Origin of the sequence: Streptomyces sparsogenes, from assembly GCF_001704635.1 — a bacterium.
In the GTDB taxonomy this organism is placed as follows: domain Bacteria; phylum Actinomycetota; class Actinomycetes; order Streptomycetales; family Streptomycetaceae; genus Streptomyces; species Streptomyces sparsogenes.
On the sequence record NZ_MAXF01000231.1, the window covers coordinates 1 to 15,030 of the forward strand.

15 protein-coding genes and 1 pseudogene are annotated in these 15,030 nt (G+C 68.4%); 12 read left to right on the top strand and 4 right to left on the bottom strand.

Annotation, left to right across the window (positions count from 1 at the left end):
* Positions 1-837 precede the first annotated feature (837 nt).
* A complete protein-coding gene (locus BBH68_RS42830) occupies positions 838-1,206 on the top strand; it encodes a hypothetical protein (RefSeq protein ID WP_065968454.1) in 369 nt (122 codons plus the stop codon).
* Positions 1,207-1,217: 11 nt separating this feature from the next.
* Positions 1,218-1,619, top strand: a complete 402-nt coding sequence (locus BBH68_RS41310; RefSeq protein WP_107500887.1) for a Tn3 family transposase — start codon at positions 1,218-1,220, stop codon at positions 1,617-1,619.
* A 146-nt stretch (positions 1,620-1,765) separates the two neighbouring features.
* Here the strand turns inward: BBH68_RS41310 and BBH68_RS37885 are convergent, their stop codons facing one another.
* Together BBH68_RS37885 and BBH68_RS37890 are read right to left on the bottom strand one after the other, a co-directional pair.
* Positions 1,766-2,380 carry a TetR/AcrR family transcriptional regulator gene (locus BBH68_RS37885; protein WP_065968455.1) on the bottom strand — a complete coding sequence of 205 codons (615 nt, stop codon included), beginning with the start codon at positions 2,378-2,380 and terminating at the stop codon, positions 1,766-1,768.
* Complete coding sequence (locus BBH68_RS37890) at positions 2,380-3,228, bottom strand: oxidoreductase (RefSeq protein WP_065968456.1); 849 nt, start codon at positions 3,226-3,228, stop codon at positions 2,380-2,382. The genes BBH68_RS37885 and BBH68_RS37890 overlap by 1 nt, the downstream gene beginning before the upstream one ends.
* 346 nt (positions 3,229-3,574) lie before the next feature.
* Here BBH68_RS37890 and BBH68_RS37895 point away from each other — a divergent pair, with 346 nt between their 5' ends.
* On the top strand, positions 3,575-4,054 hold the full coding sequence (locus tag BBH68_RS37895) for a transposase (protein WP_245738521.1): 480 nt from the start codon (positions 3,575-3,577) through the stop codon (positions 4,052-4,054).
* On the opposite strand, the gene BBH68_RS37900 is transcribed toward BBH68_RS37895, so the two are convergent.
* A complete protein-coding gene (locus BBH68_RS37900; RefSeq protein ID WP_065968457.1) occupies positions 4,040-4,750 on the bottom strand; it encodes a GntR family transcriptional regulator in 711 nt (236 codons plus the stop codon). The two genes, BBH68_RS37895 and BBH68_RS37900, sit on opposite strands and share 15 nt — an antisense overlap.
* 118 nt (positions 4,751-4,868) lie before the next feature.
* Here BBH68_RS37900 and BBH68_RS37905 point away from each other — a divergent pair, with 118 nt between their 5' ends.
* The 8 genes and pseudogenes from BBH68_RS37905 to BBH68_RS37935 all read left to right on the top strand — a co-directional run bounded on the left by BBH68_RS37905 (position 4,869) and on the right by BBH68_RS37935 (position 13,441).
* Positions 4,869-5,705, top strand: coding sequence for a fumarylacetoacetate hydrolase family protein (locus BBH68_RS37905; RefSeq protein WP_065968478.1), 837 nt, complete (start codon positions 4,869-4,871; stop codon positions 5,703-5,705).
* A 15-nt stretch (positions 5,706-5,720) separates the two neighbouring features.
* Complete coding sequence (locus tag BBH68_RS37910) at positions 5,721-6,647, top strand: VOC family protein (RefSeq protein WP_065968458.1); 927 nt, start codon at positions 5,721-5,723, stop codon at positions 6,645-6,647.
* A gap of 262 nt (positions 6,648-6,909) precedes the next feature.
* The gene (locus BBH68_RS37915; RefSeq protein WP_245738522.1) at positions 6,910-8,133 is read left to right on the top strand and encodes an MFS transporter; all 1,224 of its coding nucleotides are present in this window, start codon (positions 6,910-6,912) and stop codon (positions 8,131-8,133) included.
* A gap of 11 nt (positions 8,134-8,144) precedes the next feature.
* The gene (locus tag BBH68_RS37920) at positions 8,145-9,632 is read left to right on the top strand and encodes a bifunctional 3-(3-hydroxy-phenyl)propionate/3-hydroxycinnamic acid hydroxylase (protein WP_065968460.1); all 1,488 of its coding nucleotides are present in this window, start codon (positions 8,145-8,147) and stop codon (positions 9,630-9,632) included.
* Positions 9,629-10,471 (top strand): SMP-30/gluconolactonase/LRE family protein, encoded by an 843-nt coding sequence (locus BBH68_RS37925; RefSeq protein ID WP_170066645.1) that lies wholly within the window; start codon positions 9,629-9,631, stop codon positions 10,469-10,471. The genes BBH68_RS37920 and BBH68_RS37925 overlap by 4 nt, the downstream gene beginning before the upstream one ends.
* Positions 10,468-11,991: pseudogene (locus BBH68_RS37930) on the top strand (acetoacetate--CoA ligase); the annotation flags it as partial. The gene BBH68_RS37925 and the pseudogene BBH68_RS37930, both read left to right, overlap by 4 nt.
* A gap of 71 nt (positions 11,992-12,062) precedes the next feature.
* Positions 12,063-12,482 carry an AMP-binding enzyme gene (locus tag BBH68_RS44365; RefSeq protein ID WP_342673169.1) on the top strand — a complete coding sequence of 140 codons (420 nt, stop codon included), beginning with the start codon at positions 12,063-12,065 and terminating at the stop codon, positions 12,480-12,482.
* Positions 12,479-13,441: an amidohydrolase family protein gene (locus tag BBH68_RS37935; protein ID WP_065968463.1), complete on the top strand. Its 963-nt coding sequence runs from the start codon at positions 12,479-12,481 to the stop codon at positions 13,439-13,441. Before BBH68_RS44365 ends, BBH68_RS37935 begins: the two co-directional genes overlap by 4 nt.
* A gap of 141 nt (positions 13,442-13,582) precedes the next feature.
* Here BBH68_RS37935 and BBH68_RS37940 read toward each other — a convergent pair whose 3' ends face one another.
* A complete protein-coding gene (locus BBH68_RS37940) occupies positions 13,583-14,275 on the bottom strand; it encodes a TetR/AcrR family transcriptional regulator (RefSeq protein ID WP_079151470.1) in 693 nt (230 codons plus the stop codon).
* A 136-nt stretch (positions 14,276-14,411) separates the two neighbouring features.
* Between BBH68_RS37940 and BBH68_RS37945 the strand changes: the two genes are divergently transcribed.
* Positions 14,412-15,026, top strand: a complete 615-nt coding sequence (locus BBH68_RS37945) for an NAD(P)-dependent oxidoreductase (RefSeq protein WP_170066646.1) — start codon at positions 14,412-14,414, stop codon at positions 15,024-15,026.
* The last annotated feature ends 4 nt before the right edge of the window (positions 15,027-15,030 follow it).

Genomic DNA, 15,030 nt, shown 5'->3' on the forward strand with positions numbered 1-15,030 from the left:
ATCCGGTAGAATCGCCGTACCGCGCTCCCACGCGCCGTCGTCAACCACAGGCCTCCGACGTCACCCGATCGATCTGGATGTCTTGTGCATCGAGAGGCATAAGGACCCCTTGTCGGCTCTCGAGCACCTTTCGCGGTGGGAGCACGATGCCGTGCTCCCCATGCGACGGGGGAGGGCGAACCGCTCCTGCTCTCTTCAGGCCGGTTTTCGCAGGCAGCGCGTATGCGGGACTTCTGGCCGCCGGGTGCGCTCCGCGCCAAGGCGGGGTAAAGCCCCTTGCCGGCCGTCGGCAGATAGGTCACTCCCAGGGCGTGAGCGCCGTACCCGGTTCTGTGGCGCTGTAGCGAGATGGCCCCTGGAGGGTTCGTCGAAATAAATAGTGCCCAAAGACCGAGTGGTCACCGGCTGCTTCACCACACAAGCGGTTCCTCTTCCGCCCCGCTCCGTGGCCGACTGGCCGACGCGGTGCGGCGGGTGCAGCGAGTGCCTGCTCAACTCCGTCCAACGACGTGGGTCGCTTTCCGATGCCGGGCCTGCCTGTTCAGAATCAGTCCGGGCCGGAACCGTACCCGCTGCCCGCCCCGGGGCGGCGCAGTGGCCGCGGATGACCTCGCGGCCGTCGCGCCGGATGCCACTGCTTCGCCGGCCTGATCTGGCGGGTCGACCTGACCGAAGGGGCCCCCCGGCGCGACCGCGCGGGTCTGGGCCGAGCACGACACCATGGCCCCGGACCCCGACGGCGGGGTGCCCTGGCCGCCGCAGCCCGGCGTCAACGGCGTGCGCTACGGCGCACGGGCCGACTACCTGTACTACACCTCCACCGCTTAGCGGGTCTTCATGCGCGTCCCGGTCGACCCGGCCACCCTCGACGCCTCCGGCCCGCCGGAGTTCGTCGCGGCCATCGACAACGGCGACGACTTCTGCGTCGACGAGGACGTCGGCTTCGCCTACGTCACTCGGCACCGCGCCAACACCCTCGACCGCGTGCCGCTGGCGCCCCGCCACGGCAGCGAGGTGCGCCACCTGCTCGGCGAGCCGTTCGACCCGGTCATCGTCGGCCCGTCGAGCGCCTGCTGGGGACGCGAGCCCGGCGATGAGGGCCGCACGCTGTACGTGACCACGGACGGCGGCACGACCGCCCCGCCGCAGGGCTTCGTCCGCAACGCCGCCCTTCTCCGCGTCGAGCTCACCCACGGCATCCGGTAGCGGAGAAGCCCGTGAACCGGCACAGCGAAATCGTCACCACCGGCCCGGTATCGATCGAGACCCGCGTCGAGGCCGACGGCGCCGCCGCCCGTCACTTCTACGGCCGAGTGCTGGGCCTGCCCGAGGGCCGCAGCACCGGTCATCCGCAGCGAGAAAGGCGTCCACTGGGGCGGACGCCCCCTCAAGGCCGCAACACGCTGCTGATGCAGCAGGTCCTTGCCGATCCGAAATGGGCTGACACCCTCACTGGCGCGGACGGGCGGGCGCTCTCCCCGCTGTTCTGGACCCACGTGAATCCCTACGGCCGGTTCGAGCTGGATATGAACAGACATCTCGACCTGGACCTGACCGCCCGGGACACCGTACCCGTGCCGCGCGCCCCCGAGGGCAGACCGGCGGCGGCCCTGGGGTGAGGAGCTGGGGCTCCGATCGCCTACGAACAGCATCTGGTCACCAGCACCCTTACCGCATAACGACGCGAACAGGTGTCCACTTCACGAGGGCAAGGCTCGACCCGGACTTCATGGTTCCGCGCCTCACCGCGTCCATGGCAGATACCTCACGTGATCAGGCCGGCGCTGGTCAGCCAGATGTGTTCGCATGTCGCCGACGCCTCTTGGAGCTTCTCGCGGGATTCCTGTGAAGCGTGGTAGAAGGTCCGCTCGATCATCCAGCACAGGGCGCGTGCCATCGCCGAGGCCTGGTCCGGTGCAGCGCCGGCCTGGATGCCGGCGCGTTCCAGGACGGCGGTGATGGCCGCGATGAACAGGTCAGCCGTGTGCTTCCACAGTTCACCGATCTCCGGCACGGTCAACGACAGGTCGATCGCCGTGCGCATGACCGGGCCGTGTTCGTTCCACAGCTCGACCGTGCGCTGCATGGCTGCTGCGATGGCCTGGCGTGGCTCGTCGGTCTGCGCGGTGACCCGGGACCGTTCCCACAGGTGCTCGACGGTCCGGGCGACGAGTGCTGTGACCACTTCCTGCTTGGAGCCGAAGTAGAAGTACAGGGCCCCGCGTGTGATGCCGGCGCCCTGGGCGATGTCGCCGACGGTCATGGCGTCGTAGCCCTTGTGTGTCAGCAGGGCTTCGCAGGTGTCGAGGATGGCCCGCTCCCGGAGATCCCCCTTGCGCTCGGTGGCGCGACGGCTGCGCGCGGAATGCCGGCCGGGCATCAGAGCTGAGCGCCCTCGGCGAAGTCGGTCGTACGCGAGAGTGTCTCCCACGCGCGGATGTCCTCGTCCACGGCCCTGCGCGCGGTGGTGACCAGCCGCAGCGCGTCCGAGCCCAGGACGAGGTGGGCCGGCGGCCGCTCGACCGTCGTGATGTGCACGACCGCTTCCCCCGCCTTGGCCGGATTGCCCAGCTGGTTCCCGCTGGCCTTCTGTCGCGCTTCACGGATGGGGGTGAACAACTCGTCGTAGTCGTCGACGGTCCGCGCGGCACGTGTCATGGACCGTCCGGCCCAGTCGGTGCGGAAGGAGCCGGGCTCGATCGCCGTCACATGGATCCCGAACTGCGCGACTTCCTTGCCCAGCGCCTCCAGGATTCCCTCCAGGGCGAACTTGCTGCCGCAGTAGGCGGACATGCCGGGCACGGCCATGAGCCCGCCCATGGAGGTGACGGCCATCAGGTGTCCGCGGCGGCGGCGGCGCATGTGGGGCAGCGCCGCCTGCAGGGTGGCCACCGCCCCGAACACGTTCACCTCGAACTGCCGTCGCACCTCGGCCAGCGGGGTTTCCTCGAAGGTTCCCTCCAGGCCGTAGCCGGCGTTGGCGATGACGACGTCCAGAGGGCCGACGCTCCGCTCGACCTCCGCGACCGCGCCGGAGACGGCGTCACCGTCCGTCACATCCAGGATACGGCCGTGAGCGTGCCCGGGCCTGAGCTCTTCGAAGGCCCGCAGGTCCTTCTCGGAGCGGACGGTGCCGACGACGGTGTGCCCGGCGGCCAGGGCGGCTTGGGCGAAAGCGCGCCCCAGGCCCGTGCTGACGCCGGTGATGAGCCAGTTCTGCTTCTCCATTGTTCCTCCAGAGAGGTCTCACGAGGAGCCGGGTCGCCCTCCTCTGCAAAAGTCTACACCGTGTCGATTTTTATCGTTACCGCGTCGATTTTTCTGATAGCGCTCACGGAATGGAACCCCCAGGCCATCCGCGTGCCGCGCATCAACCGGTCTTGAAACGTGTGGATCGAGCGGAGTTCCTGGTCGGGTGATCTTCCGGCGGTGCGCGCATGAAGGCAGGGCCTCCTGGTGGCTCGGGGGTGCGGCCCCATTCCGAGCGGTCTCCGGAGGCCCTGTCGGCGTTGTTGTACGGCTCGAGCCCGTTGACTTCAACTCGCCCCCCGTGTCGTGCGATTGCCTCGCGCACGTGTACGGCAACGAGGCCGATCATCCTGATCGGGTTCGCCGGTATCCGTCGGACATGACGGACGCGGAGTGGGCGGAGGTCCGGCCGTTGTTGCCGGTGTCGGCCTGGCTTCAGGGGCGGGGCGGACGGCCCGGGGGTTACTGTCACCGGCAGCTGCTGGACGCGATCCGTTACCTGGTCGCGGGCGGGATCTCGTGGCGGGCGATGCCCGTGGACTTCCCCGGCTGGGGCCGGTTTTACGCCTTCTTCCGCCGCTGGCAGGAGCACGGGCTGATCGCCGAGTTCCACGACCGGCTGCGCGGGAGGGTCCGTGAGTGCGAGGACCGCGAGGCGGAGCCCACGGTGGGGGTCATCGACGCGCAGCCGGTGCGGGCCGCCACGACGGTGCCGGCGCACGCGGCTACGACGGCGGGAAGAAGGTGCCGGGCCGCAAACGGCACATCGGCGCTGACCAGCGCATTTCTTTCAACAATCAAATGAGGGGCCGGGGTCCTGCTTGCCTTTTTCCTTGTGCCGCCCGTAATCGTTGAGCAGTAGTTGCGTGGTGATGTTGATGTGCTGGCTGAGTGCCTCGACGACGCCCGGTACATCCCGGGCGATGGCGCGATCGCAGATCATCTTGTGTTCTGCGGCGACATCCCGGTGGCTGTGCTCGGCCGGTGTGCGGGCCCAGCAGCGGTAGATTTCAGCGGCATCGCGCAGCTGTGTGGCGATGTCCCGCAGCTGCCGGTTGGGACATCCCTCCAGCAGGACGCGGTGGAAGCGGGCGTGGGCGTTCAGCCAGCGTTCGCTGAGGGCTCCGTCGTCGCTGAAGTACGGAGTGCGGGCGAGATGGTGGTGTGCCGCGAGCAGATCGGACTCCCACTCGATGGTGCCGGCGGCGACGGACTCCTGGACCACGTGGGTTTCGATGAATACGCGGGCCTCGGTCAGCTCCTGCAGGCGCTCGGGGGAGACGGTGACGACCCGGAACCCTTGCTGCGGCGCGAAGGTCGCCAGTCCTTGGCCGACCAGCCGGGGCAGCGCCTCCCGTAGTACCCCGCTGCTGGCGCCATAGGTGTCCTTCAGGGCTTCCACACGCAGACGTGAACCGGGCTCGTGCCGTCCGTTGAGGATGTCCGCGCGCAGCCGCTTGTAGATCTCCTCGGCGCGTGTCATGGGGCGGGTCGTGGGCATGTCGAAGATACTAACCCCTCTAGGTATTTTCTAAAAATCTCGAGATTTCATTGACGTATCGACGGGGAGGGCGTTGACTCCAGACGTCCAGTACCAAGAGCACCGGAGGCAGCGCACCATGAGGACGACGACCCGATCCGGACGGATGTGTCTGGTGACCGGAGAGGCGGTGATCGATGTCGAGCAAGCCAGCGCTGGTCGGTTTTCGGCTGATCCGCTGGCAGTGTTCGAGGAGTGGGACGCGTTCCGGTCGTGGGCTGCAAAGGTGGAGCCTGCAGGCGCCCACGGAGCGACTGGGCCGGACGGCAGCGTTTCGCCGACGCCGCGGCAGGTGTTCGCGATCGGATTGAACTACCGTGGCCACGCCGAAGAGGCCAGTCTGGCGGCGCCTGAGTCCCTGTCGGTCTTCACCAAGTTCGCCACGGCCCTCACCGGCCCGGACACGCAGCTGAGGCTGCCCAGCGGCCGCGTCGACTGGGAAGCGGAGCTTGTAGTGGTGATGGGGCGCCGGGCGGAGCACGTGGCCGCCGGGGACGCCTGGTCCTACGTGGCCGGGCTGACCGCGGGGCAGGACTACTCCGAGCGCGAGGTGCAGTCCGTCGGCCCCGTCCCGCAGTTCTCCCTCGGCAAGTCCTTCCCCGGCTTCGCGCCGACCGGGCCGGTACTGGTTACGGCCGACGAGTTCGCGGATCCGGACGACCTGGCGATCGAATGCCTGGTCAACGGGGAGAGCGTCCAGAAGTCCCGTACCTCGTCGATGATCTTCCCGGTCGCGGAATTGATCGCAGGGCTGTCCGCGGTCTGCCCGTTGCTGCCGGGCGACCTGATCTTCACCGGCACTCCCGCAGGAGTCGGACACGCCCGCACCCCTCAGCGCTATCTGCGGCCAGGAGACGAGGTCATCACCCGCATCGAGGGCATAGGACAGCTCCGGCAGACCTGCGTCGCCGCCTGAGAGAAGGGCACCGCCATGGCCTTGCACAGACTGCAGTCACTCACCGTCGGCGTGCCGAACGTGGCCGAGGCTGCCGACTACTACGTCGACTTCGGACTCGAACAGGTGGCACCCGGACGGTTCGCCACCGTCGAAGGCGGTGAACAGTTCTTCCTCGAACATTCCCCCGTCCGGCGCCTGCTGGCGATGACGGTCGCCGCCGACGACGGCGACGACCTGGACCGGATCGCCACGAACCTGGAACGGCTCGAGCTGTCCTGCGAACGCGACGCCAACGCCCTGCGTACCACGGAACCCATCGCCGGTATCTCGGTGGAAGTGCGCATCGCCCCCCGGCTGACCCGGATCACCGTGCCGGCCACCCCGTACAACGGTCCCGGACGCCTGGACCGTGCCGGCACCCGAGCACCCGTACTCTCCCGCACCGACCCGGTCCGGCCCCTGGCCCTGGGTCACGTCGTCATCGGTTCGGTGGAACAGGAGTCGACACAGCGGTTCTTCACCGAAGGACTCGGATTCAAGGTCAGCGATGTTGTGCCCGGCTCAGCCGCGTTCCTGCGCTGCTCCACCGACCACCACAACGTCCTGGTGCAGCAGGCGCCGCTCAACTTCCTGCACCACACCTCCTGGCAGGTGACGGATGTCGACGAGGTGGGCCGGGGCGCCACGCGCATGCTCACCGAGCACCCGGAACGCCATGTGTGGGGGCTCGGCCGCCATCACATCGGCTCAAACTTCTTCTGGTACCTCAGGGATCCGGCCGGCAACTTCAGCGAGTACTACGCCGACATGGACTGCATCGTCGACGACCAGCTGTGGACGCCACGATCCTTCGAAGGAATGCAGGCGCTCTACACCTGGGGGCCTCCGACGCCGCCGTCGTTCCTCGCTCCGGAAGACCTGGCCGCGCTGATGGCCGGCGCCCATCAGGCCAATAACTGAGAGCGCCCGACACCGTAAACCGCGACGAGGCGCGTTGCCCCGCCCGCATCACACGGATGAGGCCCCGAGCCGCATTTCGCCGACCCGCCGTCGGCGAGCCGCACAGAGACACCTCCGCCCCCTTCCCGCAGCGCCGCGGTCAGCAGTCGCGACGGGTGAGACTGCTGAAATCGGAGCCGGACCATTGAGCACACCAGCCTTCGTCCGCCGGCGCGGCCGACCGTCCCCGGGCCCTTCATCGCGGTCAGGCACCGCACTCGCCGTGGGCCTGACCGTGATGACACTGGAGGGCTACGACCTCGTCGCCTACGGTGCGACCACTCCGCTGCTGCTGGGCTACCGTCCCTGGCACCTCTCCGTCGCCTTCGTCGGCCTGCTCGGCAGCCTCACTCCGATCGGCATGCTCGTCGGCTCCCTGCTGGTCGGCCAGTTCACCGACCGGTTTGGCCGGCGCCGCACGACCCTGATCAGTATCGCGGTGGTCAGTGCCGGGATGTTCGCCTGCGCCGTGGCACCCCTTCCATCACTGTTCGGCGCCGGCCGATTCGTCGTCGGGCTCGGTGTCGGTGCGATCTACCCGGCGATGGGCCCACTGATCTTCGAACTGGCCCCGGACAGGCGAAAGAACCTTTACTCGGGCATCGTCCAGTGTGGGACCGCCATCGGCGGTTCGTTCGCGGCCCTTGTCGCCAACACACTGCTGAGTGGGCACGGTTTCCGCCAGGAGTACCTGGTCGGCGGCATCGCCGGTCTGCTTCTGCTGCCCGTGGCCTTCGTCTGGCTGCCCGAGTCCACGGAGTACCACCAGGCGGTCAGCGCGTCGACCTCCGACCTCGGCAACCGTGGTGTCCGGCTGGTGCTCAGACCGCCCTACCGCGGCACCACCCTGATGTTCTGCGCCATGGCGGCCCTGTCGTTCTTGCTCATCTTCGGCATGAACACCTGGCTGCCGCGGCTGATGCAGACGGCGGACTATCCGCTGCAGGACTCACAGACCTTCCTCGTGCTGCTGAACCTCGGTGCCACCGTCGGCGGGCTCGCGATGGCGCTGCTGGCTGACCGCGCCGGATCGAGGGGCCCCATCACGGCCAGTTTCGCCCTCGGAGCAGCCGCGATCGTCGCCATGAGCGCCCAACTGCCGCTGCCGGTGCTCTACGGCATCGTGATAGTCGACGGCTGCGGTGCGGTCGGCGTCCAGGGACTGATCAACGTGTACGTCTCACGTTCCTACCCGGTGACCGCAAGGGCCAGCGCGGTGGGTGTCGCGCTCGGGGTAGGCCGCATCGGCGCCATCGCCGGCCCCACGTTCGGCGGCTGGATCCTCGCGGCCGGCCTGGAACCCCGCTGGAACTTCGTCCTCTTCGCCGTCCCCGCCGTCCTCGGCGCAGCCCTCGCCCTGGCTGTCGGCGGACGGACATCCCAGAACCAGGGCCGTCTCGCCCCCGCGCCGCGCGCCAAAGAGCCGACGGCCGGACACACAAAATGAAAGAGCGCATCATGGATACCTACGACATCGCCGTCGTCGGCTGCGGCCCGGTCGGACTGGCTCTCGCACGACTGTTGGCCATGAAGGGGCCCCGGGTCGCCGCCATCGACCCCAACCGGCTCGTCTGCCAGCATCCGCGCGCCACGCATCTCGACGACGAGACCATGCGCCTTCTGCAGACCCTCGGCGCGCAGGACATGGAACACCAGTTCCTGCGCCAAGCCGCCTGGACACTGCACCGGGAGGACGGGCAGGCCTTCCTCCAGCAGACGCTCCCCGAGGAGGAATCTGACCAGGGCTGGCGCACCGACTACCAGTTCCACCAGCCCGACTTCGAGTCGCGGCTGCGGGGTCTGCTGGCGGCCGACGCGAACGCAGACCTCTGGTTCGGCTGGACGGCCACCGCGATCGAGCAGGACGACAAAGCGGTGCGGCTCACGCTGCTCGACCGGTCGACCGGAGCCGAAACCACTCTCACGGCCAGCTACGCCGTCGGCTCGGACGGCGCCAACTCCTTCGTCCGGCAGGCGATGAACGCCGAAGTCGAGGACCTCCACGGCACTCAGCGTTCCCTCATCATCGACATCCACCCCTTCGAACACCCTGCACAGCTCCCTGCGGACAGCGGATTCATCTGGTGCGAGGGGAAGCGGCCCGTGACCTACGTCCCGATCTTCCCGCCCATGCTCCGCTTCGAGTTCATGCTGCTCGACGAGGACGACGCGGCAGAGCTCGAACGACCGCAGTCGGTGTACGACCTGCTGAGCCGCTGGCTGGCACCTGGCAGCTACCGCATCATGCGTACTGACACCTACGAATGGCACGCCCGGCTCGTGCACGGCTGGCGGTCCGACCGCCTGCTGCTCGCCGGCGACGCCGCGCACGAAATGCCTCCCATGCTCGGCCAGGGCATGTGCTCCGGGCTGCGCGATGCCGCGAACGTGGCGTGGAAGCTCGCCGCCGTGGTCAAGGGCGAAAGCCCCCAAGCCCTGCTCGACACCTACGAAAGCGAGCGGGCTGCGCACGTGCGCCCTTACATTGAGGAATCCGCTCGGCAGTCCAACCTGATCGAAGCCCTCGGAATGGGCGCGTTCCCGGAGCTGAACGGAACGCAGACGATCGAGAGGTACCGGCCGCTGCTAGGGCCAGGCGTGGTTGCCCAGCCCGGCGGAGCCATCGGGCAACTGAGCCCGCAGCCACGCGGCGCGAACGGGGAGAAGCTGGACGATGTGAGCGGATACGGCTTCACCGTCGTGGGTAAGCCGGAGGTCACCTCCGCTGTGTCCGTGGACGTGCAGCAGCTATGGCGCCAACTCGGCGTAGTGGCCGTCCCGGAGACGGGGCCGGTCATCGACCGCTGGCTGGCCGAACACGCGGCGGCAGCGGCAATCATCCGTCCGGATCGCTACACCTTCGCGCTCGTCGCCGACACGGCGGAACTGGAACGGGCCACGCGCGACCTGGCGCGGACGGCATCGGTACAGGGGGTGGGCGCGTGAAGGAGTACGCGGCCGGAATGACGTGGGGGGAGGGCCCCCGCTGGCAGCGCGGTGCACTGTGGCTGTCCGACACCCAGGGCGGAAAGCTGTGGACCGACCACGACGGCCCCTGGCGCGGCATTCCGCTGGATGCCATCCCCAACGGCCTCTGGTTCCTGCCGGACGGGCGGCTGGTCGGGGCCATGATGCATCAACGGCGTATCGGCGTGTGGACCGGTGAGCAATTCGAAACCTACGCGGACCTGAGCGCGGTGGCCACCGGCCCGCTCGGTGACATGGTCGGCGACCCGCACGGCAACCTTTACGTGGATGACGTCGGCTTCGCCGCGCACGCCGGTGAACCAGTGCGACCGGGGCGGCTGCTGCGCGTTGCTGCAGACGGAGCTGTACACGTGGCCGCCGAAGACGTCGAGTTCCCCAACGGGCTGGCGTTCGCCGGTGACGGCCGCACCCTGGTTGTCGCCGAGACCACCCGGCAACGACTGACCGCCTTCACCGTCGCAGACGACGGCGCCCTCACGGGCCGTCGCACCTACGCCGACCTCGCCCACCTGATCGGCGACGACGTCCGACCGGACGGAATCTGGGCGACACAGGACGGGGTCTGGGTGGCCACCACGACCGGACACGCCGTCGCCCTGGTGCGGGAGAACGAGCTGGTCACCTCGATCGGCACCGGGACGCTGCTGCCGATCGCATGCTGCAGCGACGGCGGGAAGCGGCTCTTCGTTACCCTCGCCGACACCCAAGGCCTTCCCTTGGGCGAGGCCATGGCCACAAAGGCAGTGCACACGACGGTCGCACTGCTCGAAGTAGCAAAGGCGGGGGACACCTCATGAGCACGAAGCCACCGGACTGGACCCCGACGACGCAGGCTGTCGAAAATGCCCGGATCACCGACTTCGCACGGTTCACCTCACAGCACGCAGGACGTGACCTGAGCGGTGACTACCACAAGCTGTGGGCGTGGTCGGTTGACGACGTGAACGGCTTCTGGGCCGCGGTGTGGGACTACTTCCGTCTGCCCGAGCGCCCAGCGAGACCCGCGCTGGCGACCGAGGCCATGCCGGGAAGCGTGTGGTTCCCCGGCAGCACGCTGAACTACACGGCCGAGGTGTTCCGTGACCGGACCGGCACCGACACCGCCGTCATCACGGTGACCGAGGACACCGGCCCGGTGGCCATCACCTGGCACCAACTGCGCCACCAGGTCGCCTCACTCGCGCAGGCACTCACCGGACTTGGCGTGCGCATGGGTGACCGGGTGGTGGGATACCTCCCCAACGGGGTACAAGCCATCACAGCCTTCCTCGCCACTGCCAGCCTGGGCGCGACCTGGGCGGTGTGCGGGCAGGACTACACCGCGGCCGCGGCCGAAGCACGATTCACACAACTCCAGCCGACCGTGCTGATCGCCGCGACCGGCTTCCTGCACGGCGGGAAGCACATCGACCGCTGCCCCGACGTACAAGCCCTGCGCGACGCACTGCCGACCCTGGCGGCGACCATCGTTGTAGGGGACGCGACACGGGTGCCCGACGCCCTTGGGTGGTCCGCGCTCACCGAGCACGACGCCGACTTCGCACCCCGCCCCGTCCCGTTCGACCATCCGCTGTGGGTCGTGTTCTCCTCGGGCACGACCGGACGGCCGAAGGGCATCGTGCACGGGCACGGCGGGGTCGTGCTCGAGCACCTCAAAAACCTGGGCCTGCAGCTTGGCCTGCGCGCCGGGGACCGCCTGCTGTGGCACACCACGCCGAGCTGGATGATGTGGAACGTCTTGGTCGCTGGTCTGCTGCTGGGTGCCACAGCCGTGTGTTACGAGGGCAGCCCGACGTTTCCCGAGACCGATGCGCTCTGGCAGCTCGCGGCCGGTCTGGAGGTGAAGGTCCTGGGTACCAGCCCCGGCTACCTGGCGGCGTGTCGCAAGGCTGGCGTGCGGATCACCGACCACTATCCGGCCTCGCTCGAGCGCCTGGGCGTCACCGGTTCGACGTTCCCCGGCGACCTGCAGCACTGGGTCGCCGGTGAACTCGGGCCCCGGGTACAGGTGGTGTGTACCAGCGGCGGCACCGACGTGGTCACCGCGTTCCTCGGTGCCACCCCCACCACTCCGGTCTGGGCCGGGGAGCTGTCCGCCCCCTGCCTGGGCGTGTCCGTGGAAGCCTTCGGCCCGGACGGGAAGCCGGTGCGGGGCGAGGTGGGGGAACTGGTGGTACTCCGGCCAATGCCGTCGATGCCGCTCTTCTTCTGGGACGATCCGGACGGCTCCCGCTACCGCAACGCCTACTTCGACGTATACCCGGGAGTGTGGCGGCACGGCGACTGGATCACCATCACCGATCAGGGCTCGGTGATCATGCATGGCCGGTCCGACGCGACCCTGAACCGCCACGGCATACGCATGGGCACAGCGACATATACGGCCCGGTGGAGGAGCTCAAGGAGATCGCAGAAGCTCTCGTCGTCGGGATCGAGCAGGACGGCGGCCACTACTGGATGCCGTTGTTCGTCACCACCACCGACGGCACCGACGTCGACGACGTGCTGCGCGAGAAGATCCGCAACGCCATACGCCACGGAGCCTCCCCCCGCCACGTACCCGACGAGATCATCCAAGCCCCCGGTATCCCGCACACCCGCACCGGCAAGAAACTCGAAGTCCCCGTGAAACGTCTGCTGCGCGGAGACGCTCCGGACACCGTGGTCGACCCCGGCAGCGTCGACAGACCAGAACTCATCGACTGGTACGCACGGATCGGCGCCGCTCACCGTACGCGACGTGGCATCGCTCTCGGTTCCGCTCCGTCCCGATCAGCCACAAGGCACGACGAAAGAGCCCTGCAATGACCTACATCGCGTTGGAAGAAGCCTTCATCATCCCGGAGTTGTTCTCGCGCCAACCCTCGTCGCCCCAGAAGATCCAGGTCAGCGACCAGTACGTGAAGGACTGGGGACGGCGTCTGGGTGACTTCGAGGAGCACCGTCTTCCCGACATGGACGCACACGGCATCGACATTCAGATCCTGTCGCTGAGCGTCCCCGGCATCCAAGCCGACACCGACGCCGTCGCCGCCGTCGACAACGCCCGGTTTGCCAACGACTTCCTCGCCCAGACCATCGCCCGCCACCCCACCCGCTTCAGGGGGTTCGCCGCCCTGCCCCTGCAGGACCCTGCCGCCGCCGTGACCGAACTCCAACGCTGCGTCGAGCAGCTCGGATTCAAAGGTGCCTTGGTCAACGACCACACGCAGGGCCGATACCTGGACGATCCCGCATATGACGAACTGTGGAGCGCGCTGGAAGAGCTCCGTGTGCCGTTGTATCTGCATCCCGGCTCGCTGCCCTGCGACGACTGGCACGTGATGCGCGGACGGCCTGAGATGTACGGGGCCAGCTGGAGCTGGCAGGCCGAAACCGGCGGCCACGCCATGCGGCTGATCTATGCCGGAGTGTTCGACCGGCACCCCGCCGCAACCCTGATCCTCGGGCACCTCGGCGAGTTCCTGCCGTTCCAACGCTCCCGCCTCGACTCGCGCTACCGCTCGCTCCGGGTCGACGAACCGCTCCAGCGGATGCCGTCGCAGTACTTCGGGAGCAACATCCTGATCACCACGAGCGGGGTACTGGCTCCGGAGGCCGTACAAGCCGCCGTGCTGACCATCGGGGCCGACGCGGTCATGTTCGCGGTCGATTACCCGTACGAGGTTACGGCCGACGCGGTGGCCTCGATCGAGAAGGCTGACCTTCCATCCCAGGTGAAGGAGAAGGTTGCCCATCTGAACGCCAGACGTGTGCTGCGCATCTGACCGCAGCCCCTCGTCGGCAGGGTCGCCCAGCTCGGGCAGGGGGTCTGGTCCGGAGAAGACGGCGTGGCGGGCGGCCGCTCGGCGCCGACGGGGGAGGAGGCGGACACGGGCATCGCACCCTCCCCGGCGCCTGTTCAGCTGTCAGATGGAGTCCGGGGCCAAGCCCGGGGCATCCCCGCACTGGGGCAGGAGGGCCGCGATCTCGTCTGCCGGGCGGGCTGTGTGCAGGCTGAGCAGGTCGGCGATCAGGTCGTCCAGGGGTGGCCAGGGAATGTTCCCGTGGTCGTTGTAGAGGCTGACCAGGCCGTGCAGCGCGGTCCAGAGCATGAGGCCGGCCTGCCACTGCTGCTCCGCCGAGGGCTGCTTGCGCTCTCCCTCGGCGGCGGCCGCCAGGGAGGTCACGACGGCCTCGAGCAGTTCGGCCCCGGCGCCGTGTGCTGATCCGGGGACAAGGTCGTCCGGCATCCGTCCGCCGAAGAGAGTGCGGTAATGGCCGGGCTGGCCGACTCCCCAGCGCACGTAGGCCGCGCACCGGGCGACGAGGTCGACCAGTGGATCTGGGGCTGACTGCGCGGCCTGGTCCATCAAACGGGCCAGTTCCTCATAGCGCAGCCGCAGCACGTGCTGGATCAATGCGCTCAGGTCGGGGAAGTGGCTGTAAATGCTGGCAGGTGCCACCCCGACCTCACGCGCTACCTGCCGCAGCGTCAGCGTCTCCGGCTGATCAAGGGTGGACAGCAGCTTCGCCGCGGCGTCTACGAGCTGGGCCTTGAGAACCTGCCCCTGCCCGCGTGGATTGCGGCGACGGGGAGCAGAGCGCTCCTGAGACGACATCTTCGCCCCCTTCTGACCGGTGCCGAACAGTTGAGCAACAGATGTTCACCGTACAGGCAGCGCGCGCCTTGACAGCGCTAACCAACGGTTGTTTACTGACATAACCAACAGTTGTTCAGTTAGAGGGTGGATGATCATGCGCATAGCCGTACTCGGAGCGTCGGGGCGGACCGGCAGCGCGCTCGTCGACAAAGCGCTGGAACGGGGACACGAGGTCGTGGCCCTGGTTCGCACGCCGGCCAAGGTCACCGTGCCTGCGTCGCGGCAGGTCGAGGTCCGGAAGGCGGATGTCACCGTCCCGCAGAGCTTCCCCGACCTGACCGACGTCGACGTGGCCGTCTCTGCCATCGGTATCGGTAAGGGCGACGGCCCGGGCGCACTGGTCGCCGGGGCCCGGGTGCTCGCGGCGGCGAACGTTCGCGCGACGGTATGGCTCGGCGCGCTGGGCTCGGGCGTGTCGAGTCGATCGGGTGGGCTGATCTATGCGGGGGTGATGCGGATGTTCGTCGGCTCGGAGCTGGCCGAGAAGGTCGAGGCCGACCAGATCGCCCTGAATGCCGGCGCTACGGTGTTCCACGCCCCGGACGTCACCGATGGCCCTCTCAGCCCTACCCGCCACATCGTGCCACTGGCGGACCTGCGGCGTCCGCTGCTGCCGCCCCGAATCTCCCGGGCCACGCTGGCCTCCTTGTTGCTGGACGAGGCGGAGACGGGCCGACACGGTGCCGGAATCGTCGTACCCCTGAGTTAGAGAA